Origin of the sequence: Sphingomonas sp. AP4-R1 (assembly GCF_013113735.1) — a bacterium.
Taxonomy (GTDB): Bacteria; Pseudomonadota; Alphaproteobacteria; order Sphingomonadales; family Sphingomonadaceae; genus Sphingomonas_I.
Window position 1 is genome coordinate 1,585,811 of record NZ_CP053346.1, and the last position, 14,350, is coordinate 1,600,160.

A 14,350-nucleotide genomic window follows, 5' to 3' on the forward strand; every position below is an offset into this window, starting at 1 on the left:
CCTGTCGGTCAGGACAACTGGGTCTGCTGGTTCGCGGAAAGGGCGAAAGCCTGGCGCGGCGTGCCCGGAAACAGCATCGCGCCTTTCTGGCGGGTGGTATCGATGCCAAGCAACGACAGCGGCTTGCCCTTCGTATCGGTCACCAGTCGCACGCTGCCACCTGTGACCTGCGCGATCTCGCGGCCGCCGAGACGCAAAACCGCGCCCCGATCCGAATAGACGATCTCGGTCGTCTCGCCGCCCGCCAGCTTCACCGACAGGTTCGCGCCGTGTGCGGCCGGATGGCCGGGGCGGATATTCCAGTGGAGCGCGCCGGGCTCCTCGCGCACGCCGATCAGGCGCCACGTATAATCCACCATCACCAGCGCGCTGGGGGAGTAACCGGGATTGTCGCCGGCCGTATAGGCGCCGGTGCGCGGATCGATCTGCTGGCGGAAGCTGGTGTCGGCCATGATCGCTCCGCACCAGCGGTCCATCATCTGCGCGAATTCGGCCGCGCGCCCATAATGATCGAACCAGCGGCCGGCGCGCAGGGCGGTGAGCGCCTGCGTGGCGCCGCCCCAACTGTTCGGCACGGGCGGCACGAAATGCGGATCGTCGAGCGCGATCGAGGGGAGCGGGTAGGGCGCCCAGAAGGCCTTGGGATCGTGGATCTGGCGCGTCCACAATCCGTCGAACATCGCTTGATCGGGCACATGTTCGCCACAGACGCGCGAGAGGATATCGGAGCGGATGCGGACGAACCGGCCCTCGGCATCCAGATCGTAGAAGGCGGCATCCTCGGCCACGTAGAGGCGCGAGAGGATCAGGCGGCGGATCGTGGCGGCCTGTTCGTCCCAGCGATCGGCCTCGGCCTGCTTGCCCAGCGCGCGGGCCATCTCCGCCAGCGCACGGCGACCGCCGAAGACGGTCGCGGAGAGATCGGGGCAGAGGCGGGGAAGCGAGGCGATCGGGTGATGCCGCTTCGCATTCTTGTTCGGGCATTGATTGGGCATGCCCGCCCAGCGCGGGCTGTTGTCGTGGCCGGTATCGTAGGTGCAGAAACCCTCGATCAGCCCGGTGCCGCGCGTGTTGCGCCAGCGCGTCAGCCAGCCGTCCCACGCGGAGCAGGCGCGATAGGCGCGCTCCAGCAATTCCGCATCGTCCGTGTCGCGTGCGAGCTCCCAGGCGGTGGCGGCGATCGGCACGACCATCTGGATCTGGCCGAAGCCCGTCTCGGCCAGCTTGTTGTTGGCGGGCAGCTGCCCGTCGGCGCGCTGCAGTTCGAAGAAGGTGAGGTGGCTGTCGCGCGCCACGTCCGGCCGGAACTTCGCATAGACGAGCGATTCGTGCGGGCCGCATTCCTGCCAGATGCCCTGATAGTTGGAGCCCTCGATCAGCACCGGGCGGCTGACATAGGGCATGGTCTGCACGTTGCGGGCGAGGACGGCGAGCGCGGCGTCATAGGCGGCCTGCCAGCGTGCGTTGGTGGTGGTGAAGCGCCGCGCGCCGTCGGGCAGGGGGGTGTCGGAGGTGGCGGCCCCCAGCGCCGCGCCCGAACCCGACAGGCCGAGCGTGGCGAGCCCGCCCGCGAGAAAATGGCGTCGCTGCATCTCAATCCTTCGGAAGGGTGGTGGCGGGATCGACATGGACCCAGTCGAAATCGGCAAAGCCGCCGGGGGCGCCGCGCGTGAAACTGAACAGGGCCGGGCGCGAGCCTTTCCACCAGGAGAAACGCGCCAGTTTGATAGGGTCGCCCAGCGGGGTGAAGCTGCGGCCGCTGTCGAGGCTGTAGCTGTAGCGGACCCTCTGATCGGGCGTGACGTCGGCGCGCAGATCGACCGGCATGTCGCGCCATGTGGGGCCGCGCGTCTCGACCCCCGCAGTGGCGAGCGTGAGCCACGTGCGGCCCTGCTCGCGGACAAGCCCGATCCAGCTCGGGCCGACGCCGAACAGCGAGAGGCCCGCCCGCTGGCCGTCGCTCATATGGGCGGGATCGATCCGGGTGGTGATGCGGCTGCGCGGGCCGATCAGGATTTGCGTCAGCGTGTTGCGCGCGGTGACGAGATGCTCGGCCGGCCCGGCGGTGAGGCGCAGGAAGCCGGGGCGGGCGGTGAGGCTCCATTTGGCGTCGTCGGGATTGTGGTTCCATTCCCATTGCGGGCCGAGGCGGCGGGCGGAGAATTCGTCGCTCGTCTGGATCCGGTCGGCGGTGGGGGCGTGGCCGGTATCGGGCATCGGCGCCTCCGCGACGGGCTCACCCGCCGTATCGCCGGGGATCGGCTTGCCGATGATCGGCCAGTCGTCCACCCAGCGCATCGGCTCCAGATAGGTGATGCGGCCGAACGCGCCGGTGCTGTTGAAATGGACGAACCAGTCCTGCCCGGACGGCGTCTGCACCCAGCCTCCCTGGTGGGGGCCCTCCAGCGCGGTGGCACCCTGCTTCAGCACGACGCGCCACTCATAAGGCCCACGAATGTCGTGCGCGCGCAACACCACCTGCGCGCCTTTCTCCACCCCGCCGAAGGGCGCGAAGATGTAGATATAGAAGTTGCGCCGGTAGAGCTTCGGCCCTTCGAGGATCGGCAGGTTCGCCTTGTCCTCGACGATCACCGTGCCGTCATCCAGCACGCTTTTTCCGTCGGGACTCATGCGGTGGAGGATCAGCGGCCCGGCGCCGTGGCGCGAATGGACGAGCCAGGCGCTGCCATCCTCGTCCCAGAAGGGGCAGGGGTCTTCCAGCCCCGCTTGCGCGATCACCTGCACGGGCTTGCTCCAGGGGCCTTCGGCACGGCGCGCGGTGGCCATGAAGATGCCTTCGTCGGGCGTCGGCCAGTAAGCGTAGAACAGGCCGTCGTGGAAACGGAGCGAGGGCGCCCAGACGCCGCCCGCATAGCGCGTGCCGCCGATCGGCTTGGATGTCGCATCGGTCAGCATGTGCGGGCCCGGCATGTCATATTGAGGCGCGAAGGGCAGGCGGGGCAGCACATGGCCCACGATCGTCCAGTGGACCAGATCGCGCGAGCGCAGCACGGGCAGGCCCGGCGAGAAATGGAAGCTGGAAGCGACGAGGTAATAATCGCGGCCGACGCGGATCACGTCCGGATCCGAATAGTCGGCATGAAGTATCGGGTTGGTATAGCGCCCCGACGAAGGGGAGATCGGAGTGGTCACGGGCGCGGATCCGCCCGCGATAAACGCGCAGCACGCGACCGCGCAGACCGACAATCGCTGTCGCCGCCAGACCATACATCCCCTCTTCATCCTGGCGAGAATCACCATTGACGGATTTGAACCTAATCCGTACCGTTAGGGCTAACAACACCGTTTCTTCGCTGTAATATGGTAACGCTACCATGCTGCGGCGCAATAAATCGGCGGGGCAGAACCCCGCATAACTCAGGCTGAGCTACCGTCTTTCGAACGGAGCCGCATGAAGAGGGGGAGGATCTGATGAAGGATTTCACGCGTCACCATTGCGCCCGCTATCTCGCGGGCGTCGCGCTTTTCGCCGCCGGCATCGCGCTGGCTCCCGCAACCGCACAAACCGCACCGCAACCGGGTGTCGCGCCCGCCGCCGAACCGGGCGAGGCGGCGGCCGCCGCCGACATCGTCGTGACGGGCTCGCGCATCGCGCGCACCGGCTTCGATGCGTCCACGCCCGTGAGCGTGGTCAATCAGGAGGACGTGAAGCTCTCCGGCAACGTCAATATCGAGAAGACGCTGGCGCAATTGCCGCAGGCGGTGGGCTCCGCGCTGGGCAGCGCCACCTCGAACACCGTGCCCGGCGGCTTCGCCGACGTGAACCTTCGCGGCTTCGGATCGACCCGCAATCTCGTGCTCGTCAACGGCCGTCGCTATGCCATCTACGGGCCGGAACAGGTGACCGATCTCAACACGATCCCGTCGACGCTCATCAAGCGGACCGAGATCGTGACGGGCGGCTCGTCCGCCGTTTACGGTTCGGACGCGATCACCGGCGTCGTCAACTTCATCATCCGCGACGATTTCGAGGGCGTGGAGGCGCGCACCCAGCTCAATCTGGACGCACCGACCGGCACGCCGGTCTACAATGTCGATCTGACGGCGGGTGCGAACTTTTCCGAAAATCGCGGCAACATCGTCGTGTCGGGCAATTATCTGCGCCGCAACCCGATCACGCGCGGCGATCGCGGCGCTTATGCCTATGACTCGCTGGTGGACGGCTGCGTCGTCGCGGGCACCGGCAGTCGGCAGCGCGCGGGGACGCCCTTCTCCGTTCCCGCCGGGCAGACCTGCACCGGCGCCGGCGGCCAGCTGGGCTTCATCGCCAGCGGCAGCGGCGACATTCCCAACGGCCGCTTCTCGGGCATTCCCTCCTTCGGCGGCACGAATGCGGGCCTGAACGCGGCCTATGCGGCGGCGGGCCTGAGCGGGCTCGGCTCGCGCGGCTTCACCTTCAACGATGCCGGCTCGGCGGCGCGGCCCGCGCTCACCCCGCAGGACGACTTCAACCTCGGGCCGTACAATTATCTGATCCAGCCGCAGGAACGCTGGATGATCAACAGCTTCGCCCATTACGATTTCACCAATTCGCTCACGGGCTACATGGAGCTGCATTATTCGAACAACGTGGTGGACGCGCAGCTCGCGCCCACCAATGTCGGCGCGACGACGTTGTTCAACGTCAACAATCCTTATCTGACGCCCGCCTTGCAGAACGTGCTGCGCCAGCTCGATCTCGCCGAAACCGGCCCGATCACGGTGAGCAGCGGCACGACATCGCGCACCACCACGCCGGGCGACGGCCTCGCCGCGATCACCGCCGGCCGCCGCTATCTGGAAACGGGCGCGCGCTTCGCGACCGAGCGGCGCAACGTGTTCCGCGGCGCCTGGGGCGTGCGCGGCACGCTCGGCGACGTGTCCGAAAATTATCTGACCAACCTGAAGTTCGACGTTTATTACACCTACGCCCGCAGCGAGGACACGCTGCTGCTGAAGAACGCCATCTCGCGCAGCCGCCTGCAATCCGCCTTGCTGTCGGTGGGCACGGCGGCACCGGTCTGCAACATCTTCGGGCAGAACATTACCCCGGCCTGCGCCTCCGCGATCACGATCAGCGCCACGAACAGCACGATCGCCGAACAACAGGTGGCGCAGGCGAGCATCACGGGCGATCTGCTGAAGCTGCCGGCGGGGCCGCTCGGCTTCTCGTTCGGCACCGAATGGCGCAAGACCAAGGCGGTCTTCACGCCGGACACCTTCCTCGCCTCGGGTGACGTGGCGGGCTACAATGCGGGCCTGCCCACCAACGGCCAGGTCTCGGTGAAGGAGGTCTTCGCCGAAGTCCGCGTGCCGCTGATCCACAACACGCCCTTCATCCAGAGCCTCGTCGCCAACGGCGCGTTCCGTTATTCGGATTACAGCCTGAACGGCATCGGCGGCGTCTGGACCTATCTAGGCGGGCTCGACTGGAAGGTGAGCCGCGATATCGCCTTCCGGGGCCAGTATCAGCGCGCGATCCGCGCGCCGAACGTGGGCGAATTGTTCGGCGGCACCAGCCGTTCGTTCATCACCGCGACCGATCCCTGCTCCAGCCGCGCGCCCACCGCGCAGCAGACGGCGGCGGTGCGCGCGCTCTGCGTGGCGACGGGAACGCCGGCCGCCAACGTGTTTACCGCCGCGATCCAGCCCAACGCCTTCTTCCCGGCGGATTCGGGCGGCAATCCCTCGCTCGGCGCGGAAAGCTCCGACACCTATACGGCGGGCGTGGTGCTGACGCCCAGCTTCATCCCGCGCCTGTCCGTCAGCGTCGATTATTTCAACATCTCGCTGAAGGGGGCGGTCGCGCAGCTGGGCGGCGGCCTGCAGAACACGCTGAACCTGTGCTATTATGTGATCCAGGACACGAACAGCGAGTTCTGCCGCGCGGTCGCGCGCAATCCGCAGACGGGCGAGATCAACGAGCCTTATGTGGTCTCGATCCGCAACGCGAACACCGGCAAGCTGAAGACCTCCGGCCTCGATATCGCGCTGCGCTATCGCCTGCCGGTGAACTTCACCTTCCCCGGTTTCGACGGCACCAGTTCGTTCGATTTCGGCACCAACGTCACCTATCTGGACGAGTTCACGTCCACGCCGGTGGCGGCGATGCCGAACATCCAGAACAAGTGCGCCGGATCGTTCGGGCCGACCTGCGGCCAGCCGCTGCCGCGCTGGCGGGGCGTGACGCGCCTCACCTGGAATCTCGAGGATTTCAGCCTGAGCCTGCGCCACCGCTATGTCGGCAAGGTGACGACCGATCGCTATATCGTGCCGGAGCGTCAGGGTTCGGCGGCGACGCCCGCGCTCAGCAGCATTCCGTACCCCACGCTGCGCGCGCAGAATTATTTCGACCTCTCGTTCAATCTGAACGTGACGAAGAATTTCGAATTCTTCGGCGGCGCGAACAATATCTTCAACAAGGAGCCGCCGGTCTCGACGCAGGGACCGAACGCGAACACCTTCTCCGCCACCTATGACGTGCTGGGCACCGAATTCTTCATCGGCGCCACGGCCAAGTTCTGATGGCGGAGGCCGGGGGCTCGTGTGGCTCCCGGCTGTCCCTGGAGTATCTGGTTGGCCAATATATTCGCCGTTCGTGCTGAGCGTAGTCGAAGCACGTGCTGCAAATGATGTCGCCTGAAGCCCGTCCTTCGACTTCGCTCAGGACGAACGGGTTTTGGTGGCGGCGCTTCGTGCCAGCCATCAAGTCGGGAGAGCGGATATGACACTGGATCGGCGCGCGATGATGATGTCGGGCGCATTCGGGATGGCGGCGCTGGCCGGGACGGACGCGGCGCGGGCCGCCCCGCCTGCGATCAGGGCGGGCGAGGCGGGCTGGGTCGATATCCGCCACTTCGGCGCGAAGGGCGACGGCATCGCGATCGACAGTCCCGCCATCGATCGCGCGATCGATCATGTCGCGGCGCGCGGCGGCGGCACCGTCTATTTTCCGGCGGGTACCTATGCCTGCTACACGATCCACCTGAAGAGCCGCGTGACCTTGTGGCTGGACAATGGCGCGGTCGTGCTGGGCGCGGCGCCATCCAATGGGCGCGGCTATGATCTGGCCGAGCCGATCGGGCCGTGGGGCGCGTATCAGGATTCGGGGCACGGCCACTGGCGCAACAGCCTGATCCACGGCGAGGGGCTGCACGATATCGCGATCGTCGGGCAGGGCCTGATCTGGGGCAAGGGCATCGGGCGCGGCGACGGCAAGGACAATTGGCTGAAGGATCCGGTCGGCCCCGGCACCGCCAACAAATCGATCGCGCTCAAGAATTGCCGCAACGTCACCTTGCGCGATTTCCGCATGCTGGAGGGCGGCTGGTTTGCGCTGTTGGCGACGGGCGTGGACAATCTGACGATCGACAATCTGCTGGTCGATACCAATCGCGACGGCTTCGACATCGACTGCTGCCGCAACGTCCGCATCACCAATTGCACGGTCAATGCGCCGTGGGACGATGCGATCTGCCCCAAGAGCAGCGGCGCGCTGGGCGAGATCCGCGTGACCGAGAATGTGACGATCGCCAATTGCCTCGTCACCGGCAATTATGTGGTCGGATCGGTGCTGGACGGCACGTGGCGGCGCATGCCCGCCGATTTCGGCAAGCTGATCCACGGGCGGATCAAGTTCGGCACCGAATCCAATGGCGGCTTCCGTAACATCACGATCACGAACTGCCTGTTCGAGGAGAGCCGCGGCCTCGCGTTCGAGACGGTGGACGGCGCGATGATCGAGGATGTGGCGGTGAGCAACATCGCGATGCGCGGCACGGTCGACGCGCCGATCTTCCTGCGGCTGGGCAAGAGGATGCGCGGGCCCGAGGGACGGCCGATCGGCACGATGAAGCGCATCCGCATCCAGAATGTGGTGAGTTCGGGGGCGACGATCCTGCCGTCCGTGATCGCGGGGCTGGCGGGGCATCCGATCGAGGACGTGTCGATCAGCGACGTGCATCTCCACCATGTCGGCGGCGCACCCGAGGCGATGGCCTCGATCCAGCCGCCCGAGGCGGAGCTGGGCTATCCCGAGGCGACGATGTTCGGCCCGCTGCCCGCCACCGGCCTGTTAGTGCGGCATGCGCGCAACCTGCAGCTCAGCAATATCGAGGTGGCGGTGGCGGCGCCCGATCCGCGCCCGGCGATCCGGCTGGAGGACGTGGCGGATGTGGACGCGTTCCGCGTGCGCGCGCCGAAAGGACCGGCGGTCTTCTCGCTCAAGGATTGCGCGGACGTGCGCCTGACGGGCAGCCGGGGGATCAAGGATCGGGACATTGAGGGAGCGGTGAACGGGGTGTTTTGAGATGTTTCTGCTCCCCTCCCTGGAAGGGAGGGTTTGGGGGTGGGTCGCTGGCGAGGGCACGATACGCTTTCCACAAGACGGCGATAATGCCGCTTACCCGCTCACCGGGCGGCGCGCGGAGAGCCACCCACCCCCTGCCCCTCCCTTCCAGGGAGGGGAGAAGGATTACCGACACATCCCGCTCAGCATCGGCGCGTAGCGGGTCGTCTCCATCATCGGTGTGCCGCGTGCCGCCATCCGCGCCTCCAGCGTGGGGGTGGGGTCGCGGCGGGGATCGAGATCGGCGGCGTAGAAGGGGTCGCGCGTCGCCTGTTCCAGCGTGACGAAGCGGACGCCTTCGCGCCGATATTGGGCGAGCAGGCGCGGCAGCATCCGCGCATCGAACGCGCCGAGATGCATCAGCAGCACATGCGGAATATCATGCCCCAGCGTGGTGACGGCCATCTGCCGCGAGGATTTCGCCGTCTCGCTCGCGGCGGCGAGATAGCTCTCCTCCAGCCGGGTGATCGCGGCGGCGTCGCCGGTCGCGACGCAGCGGGCGTAGGCATCGTTCCAGAGGAAATCGCCGAAGCTCATCGTCACGCCCGCGATGCGATAGCCGCGCTCGGCCAGTCCGGCGCGCACCGCCTGCCGCGCCGGATCGCGGCCCTCCGCCAGATAGGGGAAGCGCAGCCAGCGCCAGTCCTGCCCCTTCATCAGCGAGGACAGGAGCGGCGCGTTGCGATCCACCTCCTCCAGAAAGGCGGGCGCATCCACCTGATCGAGGCCCAGATGGCTCCAGCCGTGATTGCCGAGCGGGAAGCCCGCCGCGCGCCACGCCTCCAGCACGCCCGCCGTGTCCGGCTCGCGCTCCAGCCCGCGCCCGTTCACGAAGCCCCAGACGTGGCGGACATGCGCGTCCTTCAGCGCGGCGATGATCTGCTGCGCGATCGCCGTGCGCGTGGTGTTCGCGGGCAGGGGGCCGTGCGTCGGCAGATCGTCGAAGGTCAGCGCGATCTGCGGGGCGGGCGCGGCGGCCGTGCCCAGCGCCAGCGCGGCGGCGAGCAGCAGGCGCCGCGCGATCATGCGGATCGCGGCGGTGCTGCGCGGAAGGCGGCGGCGATCGCGTCGCGCATCGGCTTGGGCTGGAAGGCGGCGTCGAACGGGCAGGGGCGCTTGGGCGTGCCGTCCGGGCGCGGGCGCGATCCGTTCAGCCAGCTATAGCGATCGCTCAACCCCCAGCACATCACCGTATGGAGCTGCGGATAGGAGAGCATCAGATCGAGATAGGCGTGCGTATGATCCGCCACGAGCCGGTCGCGCGCGCCGATCGCGGTCGGCAGTGGATTGTCGTGCACGTCCAGTTCGGTGACGAGCAGGCGCAGGCCCATGCCCGTCACCTGATCGAGGAAGCGGCGCCAGGCGCGCTCGTCGAGCGAGCCGAGGCCGGTCGGGGAATCGCTATATTTGCTGCCGAGATGGCTCTGCACGCCCAGCGCATCCACGGGCGTGCCGCGCGCCTTCAGCCGCTCCAGCAGGCGCAGCACGGCATCGCGGTGGACGCCGTCATCCGCGCGCCAGCTCATATAATCATTATAGACCAGTTCGGCCTTCGGCGCTGCGGCGCGGGCCGTGCGGAAGGCGAGATCGATCGTGTCTTCGGCGCCGAGATGGCGGGAGAGGGCGGTCTCGCGCAGCTGGCCGGTATCGGAATCGATCGCCTCGTTGACCACGTCGAAACTGTCGACCACGCGGGCATAGCGGCGCGCGACCGTATCGACATGCCGGGTGAGCAGGCGGGCGGCTTCCTTGCGCGGATCGGGGCCGAAATCATAGGTCGCCAGCCATTCGGGCATCCAGCGTTCGGAATGCCACAGCAACGTATGGCCACGCACGCCGAGATGGTTTTCCTGCGCCCACGCCACGATGTCATCGGCGGCGCGGAAATCGAAGTCGTGCGCGTTCGGGCGGGTCGCGCCCCACTTCATCTCATTCTCGGGCACGATCAGCCCGCATTGCGCGGCATTGAGCGCGCGATAGGCGGGATCGCGGAAATTGGCGCCGCCGATCGTGCTGCCGAAGTGGATGCCCCTGGCGCGCGCGATCGTGGCGAGCGAGTCCGGTGGCGGAGCCGCACCGAGCAAGGGCAAAGCTGCGGCGGAGGCGAAGCCGGCGAGAATGTCGCGCCGGCGCGGTTGCTGGCCGGAGGTTTCGCCGGCGGCGGGGGCATGATGGGGTGCGATGATCCCTCTCCTGTCTGGGCCCTCTGACGGGGCTGGTCGGCGCGTATCCGATAGCGCTAACATTACGGAGCCGAAGCGGATTCGGCAAGCGGCGGCGCGTCGCTCAAGATTGCGCTCGCCCGGTGTTCGTGAAAGCAAGGGGCCATGACAGAGAAGAGCACGCGCCGCCGCCGTACGGCGCCTACGATCGGGGATGTCGCAAAGCGGGCGGGCGTTTCGCAGATGACCGTCTCGCGCGTGATCAACGGCGAGGCCAATGTCCGCGATACGACGCGTGATACCGTGAACGCCGCGATCGCCGCGCTCAACTATTCGCCCAATCCGGCGGCACGCAGTCTGGCGGGCGCGGGGCAGGTGCGGATCGGCATTCTCTACTCCAATCCCAGCTCGGCCTATCTCAGCGAATTCCTCGTCGGCGGGCTCGATCAGGCGAGCCGCAGCGACGCGCAGATCGTGGTCGAGAAATGCGAGATCGGCGATCATGAGGTGGAGGCCGCGCGCCATCTGCTGGCGGGCGGGATCGACGGAATCATCCTGCCGCCGCCCATCTGCGATTCCCTGCCGGTGCTGAAGGTGCTGGAGGAGGCGCGCATCCCGACGGTGGTGGTCGCCTCCGGCCGCCCGCCCGAAAAGATGCTGTCGGTGACGATCGACGATATGGATGCCGCGCGCGCGATGACGCGCCACCTGATGGCGCTGGGCCACCGGCGGATCGGCTTCGTGATGGGCAATCCGAACCAGACGGCGAGCGCGCACCGGCTGCGCGGCTATCAGGCGGCGCTGGAGGAAGCAGGGCTGTCGAGCGATCCCGCCCTGATCGCGCCGGGCCTCTATACCTATCGCTCGGGGCTGGATGCGGCGGACCAGCTGCTCGATCTGGACGAACCGCCCACCGCCATCTTCGCCGCCAATGACGATATGGCCGCGGCCGTCGTCGCGGTCGCGCACCGGCGCGGGCTGGACGTGCCGGGCGATCTCAGCGTGTGCGGCTTCGACGATACCGCGCTGGCGACGGCGATCTGGCCCGAGCTGACGACGATCCACCAGCCGATCGCGCGCATGTCCCGCGCCGCCGTGGAGGTGATGATCGCCTCGATCCGGCAGAAGACGCGCGCGCCCACGACCGGGCCGCATCATGTGCTGGATTATACGTTGATCCGCCGCCAGTCCGATGCGCCGCCACGGCGCAGGCCGCGCGCGCGCGAGTGAGTTTCGTGCTCCGGCGAAAGCCGGAGCCCAGAGCTTCGAACACGACGCTTGCGGCCCTGGACTCCCGCATTCGCGGGAGTACGGAAAGACGCGCTATCGCAGCGGCCGTTTCTCCAGCTTCCGGGCCAGCGTGCGGCGATGCATGCCGAGGCGGCGCGCGGTTTCGGAGATGTTGAAATCGGTTTCCAGCAATGTCTGGTGGATATGCTCCCACTCGACCGTCTTGATCGTGGACTGGCGGCCGTCGAGCGGGGCATCGGTGTCGCCGTCGGTGCGCGCGAAGGCGGCCTCGATATCGTCCGTGTTGGAGGGCTTGGCGAGATAGTAGGACGCGCCGAGCTTGATCGCCTCCACCGCCGTGGCGATGCTGGCGAAACCGGTGAGGACCACGATCCGCATCGCCGGATCCTGCTGGTGCAAAGTCTGCACGCAGGTGAGGCCGGACGCGCCACCCCCCAGCTTCAGATCGACCACCGCATAATCCGGGCGGCAGCTTTCCAGCAACGTCACCAGATCCTCGTGGCTGGCGGCGGTGGCGACCTCGTAGCCGCGCCGCTCGAACGAGCGTTTCAGCGTCCGCGCGAAGGCCGCGTCATCCTCGACGATCAGGAGCAGGCGATCGTTGCTCATGCGGCCACCGCCGCCGCGTCGTAGCGCAGCGCCGAAAGCGGCAGGGTCAGGCGCACGACGGCGCCGCCCTCGGGCCGGTTGGCGGCGGAGGCGTCGCCGCCCAGCGTGCGGAGGACGTTGACGAGCAGGAACAGGCCCAGCCCGCCGCCGGCGCGCCCCCGCGTGGAGCGATAGGGCTGGCCGAAATGTTCGAGGATTTCGGCCGCGAAGCCGGGCCCGTGATCGGCGATCTCCAGTTGCAGCGCGTCGCCCTCGCGACGGGCGGTGATGCCGATCCAGTCCGGCGAGAAATCGGCGGCATTGTCGATCACGTTGCCGATCACCTGTCGCAGCGCCTCATCGGAGACGATCGCCACGTCGTCGCCGAAGCGATCATCATAATCGACGATGCCGGAGAGGCGGCTGACGCGCCAGCCATTGACGATGCCGTCGAGGAAGGCGCGGACGGTGGTGACCTTCGGCGCCTCGCCGCGCGCCTCGCCCGCGGACATCAGGATGCCGCCGACGATCGTCTTGCAGCGGCCGACCGCCGATTCCATCTCGGCGACGTCGGCCATCAGGTCGATCGAGGGATCGGACAGGTCCATCCGCTTCCAGTCACCGAGGATGACGGAAAGCATCGAAAGTGGCGTGCCCAGTTCGTGCGCGGCGCCGGAGGCGAGCAGTCCCATGCGGATGATATGATCCTCTTCTGCGGCGCGCTGTCGCGCGCTGGCGAGCGCGGCGTCCCGCTGGCTCAGGTTGCGGCTGATGCGCGTGATGAACGCGACCAGCAGGATCGCGATGAGCGTGAAGCAGGCGAGATTGCCGAGCAGGTAGAGCGCCAGCGGATTGGCCTGATAGGGCGAGGGCAGGGCCAGCGGCGTCGCGCGGAAGGCCAGGATGCCGAGCGCGCCGCAGATGGCGAGCATGATCGCGGCGCTGGAAACGGGCTTGAGCAGGATCGCGCCGAGCACGATCTGCAGGAGGAACAGCGAGGCGAAGGGGTTGGCGAGGCCGCCGCTGTGGAACAATTGCCAGCCCAGCGCGCCCACATCCAGCAGCAGGGCCGCCGTCAGCTCCGCATTGGTCACGACCAGGCGGCGGCTGATCAGCGGCAGGCTGGCGGCGTTGATCAGCACCATCAGCAGCGGCGTCATCAGCAGCGGCACCAGCGGTAGCGGGATATCGAGCAGCCACTGCACCACCGCGATCGTCAGGAGCTGCCCGCCGACGGCGATCCAGCGCAGCTGGATCAGGAGCAGCATGTTGCGCCGACCCGCATCGGCCGCAGGCGGCGTCATCGAGTCTAGCAGCCGGTTCATCAGGCGGCGGGGTCTGGCCTGTCCCGCCGCTCGCGCGAGAAGCGCCAGGCGGCGCCCAGCGACAGGAGCGCCATGCCGAACCAGGTCAGCGCATAGACGAGGTGATTGTCGTTGAAACGGATCACGGTGAGGCCGCCCACCGGCTTGCCCGGCGCGTTCGCATGATCGTCCGCGTCGATGAAATAGGGTGCCATGTGATCGAGCCGCCTGGCGGCCGCGATAGCGGCTACGTCGCGCGAATACCAGCGATCGCCCGCCGGATCGTTGGTGCGCAGGAAGCCGCCCTTGGGCTCGCTGATCCGCAGCAGGCCCGTGACCGTGGCCGGCTCGTCGGTGTCGGTGCGGATCCGCACGCGCTGGTCGGGCGTCACGAAACCCCGGTTCACCAGCACCGTGAAGCGGCCAGTCTCCAGCGGCGTCATCATCCAGTAGCCGGAGCCCAGATCGGTCGCGGCGCGCACGAACGTGTCGCGACCGGGCAGGAAACGGCCCGTGACGGTCACCCGGCGATAGGCGTCGCGGTCGGCGGTGACGCGGGGCCAGTCGGCGGGGGCGGGCGGGGCAACGGGCGCGGCGCGCAGCCGGGTGTCGATCGTGGCGACCAACTGGTGTTTCCAGGCGCGGCGCTGCACCTGCCACACACCCAGCGATACGAAAACGGCCGCGAGCAGAAGCAT

Annotated in this window: 10 protein-coding genes; 3 read left to right on the plus strand and 7 right to left on the minus strand. The window is 67.7% G+C overall.

What is annotated here, in order from left to right; genetic code table 11:
• Positions 1-8: 8 nt before the first annotated feature.
• A complete protein-coding gene (locus HL653_RS07755; RefSeq protein ID WP_216599961.1) occupies positions 9-1,592 on the minus strand; it encodes an alpha-L-rhamnosidase in 1,584 nt (527 codons plus the stop codon).
• A gap of 1 nt (position 1,593) precedes the next feature.
• Positions 1,594-3,153: a glycoside hydrolase 43 family protein gene (locus HL653_RS07760; protein ID WP_253717691.1), complete on the minus strand. Its 1,560-nt coding sequence runs from the start codon at positions 3,151-3,153 to the stop codon at positions 1,594-1,596.
• A 279-nt stretch (positions 3,154-3,432) separates the two neighbouring features.
• On the opposite strand from HL653_RS07760, the gene HL653_RS07765 reads away from it, so the two are divergent.
• A complete protein-coding gene (locus tag HL653_RS07765; RefSeq protein WP_171744015.1) occupies positions 3,433-6,525 on the plus strand; it encodes a TonB-dependent receptor in 3,093 nt (1,030 codons plus the stop codon).
• A 199-nt stretch (positions 6,526-6,724) separates the two neighbouring features.
• Positions 6,725-8,308, plus strand: coding sequence for a glycoside hydrolase family 28 protein (locus HL653_RS07770; RefSeq protein ID WP_171744016.1), 1,584 nt, complete (start codon positions 6,725-6,727; stop codon positions 8,306-8,308).
• Between the two features lie 165 nt (positions 8,309-8,473).
• On the opposite strand, the gene HL653_RS07775 is transcribed toward HL653_RS07770, so the two are convergent.
• A complete protein-coding gene (locus tag HL653_RS07775; protein ID WP_171744017.1) occupies positions 8,474-9,373 on the minus strand; it encodes a polysaccharide deacetylase family protein in 900 nt (299 codons plus the stop codon).
• The gene (locus HL653_RS07780; protein ID WP_171744018.1) at positions 9,370-10,593 is read right to left on the minus strand and encodes an endo-1,4-beta-xylanase; all 1,224 of its coding nucleotides are present in this window, start codon (positions 10,591-10,593) and stop codon (positions 9,370-9,372) included. Before HL653_RS07780 ends, HL653_RS07775 begins: the two co-directional genes overlap by 4 nt.
• An 81-nt stretch (positions 10,594-10,674) precedes the next feature.
• Between HL653_RS07780 and HL653_RS07785 the strand changes: the two genes are divergently transcribed.
• Positions 10,675-11,739 carry a LacI family DNA-binding transcriptional regulator gene (locus HL653_RS07785; RefSeq protein WP_171744019.1) on the plus strand — a complete coding sequence of 355 codons (1,065 nt, stop codon included), beginning with the start codon at positions 10,675-10,677 and terminating at the stop codon, positions 11,737-11,739.
• Between the two features lie 93 nt (positions 11,740-11,832).
• On the opposite strand, the gene HL653_RS07790 is transcribed toward HL653_RS07785, so the two are convergent.
• Genes HL653_RS07790 through HL653_RS07800 form a run of 3 tightly spaced genes read right to left on the minus strand, consistent with a single transcriptional unit; the run spans position 11,833 to position 14,350 of the window.
• The gene (locus HL653_RS07790; protein ID WP_171744020.1) at positions 11,833-12,369 is read right to left on the minus strand and encodes a response regulator transcription factor; all 537 of its coding nucleotides are present in this window, start codon (positions 12,367-12,369) and stop codon (positions 11,833-11,835) included.
• Positions 12,366-13,652 carry an ATP-binding protein gene (locus HL653_RS07795; protein ID WP_253717694.1) on the minus strand — a complete coding sequence of 429 codons (1,287 nt, stop codon included), beginning with the start codon at positions 13,650-13,652 and terminating at the stop codon, positions 12,366-12,368. Before HL653_RS07795 ends, HL653_RS07790 begins: the two co-directional genes overlap by 4 nt.
• A 20-nt stretch (positions 13,653-13,672) precedes the next feature.
• Complete coding sequence (locus tag HL653_RS07800) at positions 13,673-14,350, minus strand: SURF1 family protein (RefSeq protein WP_171744022.1); 678 nt, start codon at positions 14,348-14,350, stop codon at positions 13,673-13,675.

Coding starts and splice junctions, on each gene's coding strand:
- HL653_RS07755 (WP_216599961.1), bottom strand. CDS start 1,592: ATGCAGCGACGCCATTTTCTCGCGGGCGGGCTCGCCACGCTCGGCCTG.
- HL653_RS07790 (WP_171744020.1), bottom strand. CDS start 12,369: ATGAGCAACGATCGCCTGCTCCTGATCGTCGAGGATGACGCGGCCTTC.
- HL653_RS07780 (WP_171744018.1), bottom strand. CDS start 10,593: ATGTTAGCGCTATCGGATACGCGCCGACCAGCCCCGTCAGAGGGCCCA.
- HL653_RS07795 (WP_253717694.1), bottom strand. CDS start 13,652: ATGACGCCGCCTGCGGCCGATGCGGGTCGGCGCAACATGCTGCTCCTG.
- HL653_RS07770 (WP_171744016.1), top strand. CDS start 6,725: ATGACACTGGATCGGCGCGCGATGATGATGTCGGGCGCATTCGGGATG.
- HL653_RS07785 (WP_171744019.1), top strand. CDS start 10,675: ATGACAGAGAAGAGCACGCGCCGCCGCCGTACGGCGCCTACGATCGGG.
- HL653_RS07800 (WP_171744022.1), bottom strand. CDS start 14,350: ATGCTTCTGCTCGCGGCCGTTTTCGTATCGCTGGGTGTGTGGCAGGTG.
- HL653_RS07775 (WP_171744017.1), bottom strand. CDS start 9,373: ATGATCGCGCGGCGCCTGCTGCTCGCCGCCGCGCTGGCGCTGGGCACG.
- HL653_RS07765 (WP_171744015.1), top strand. CDS start 3,433: ATGAAGGATTTCACGCGTCACCATTGCGCCCGCTATCTCGCGGGCGTC.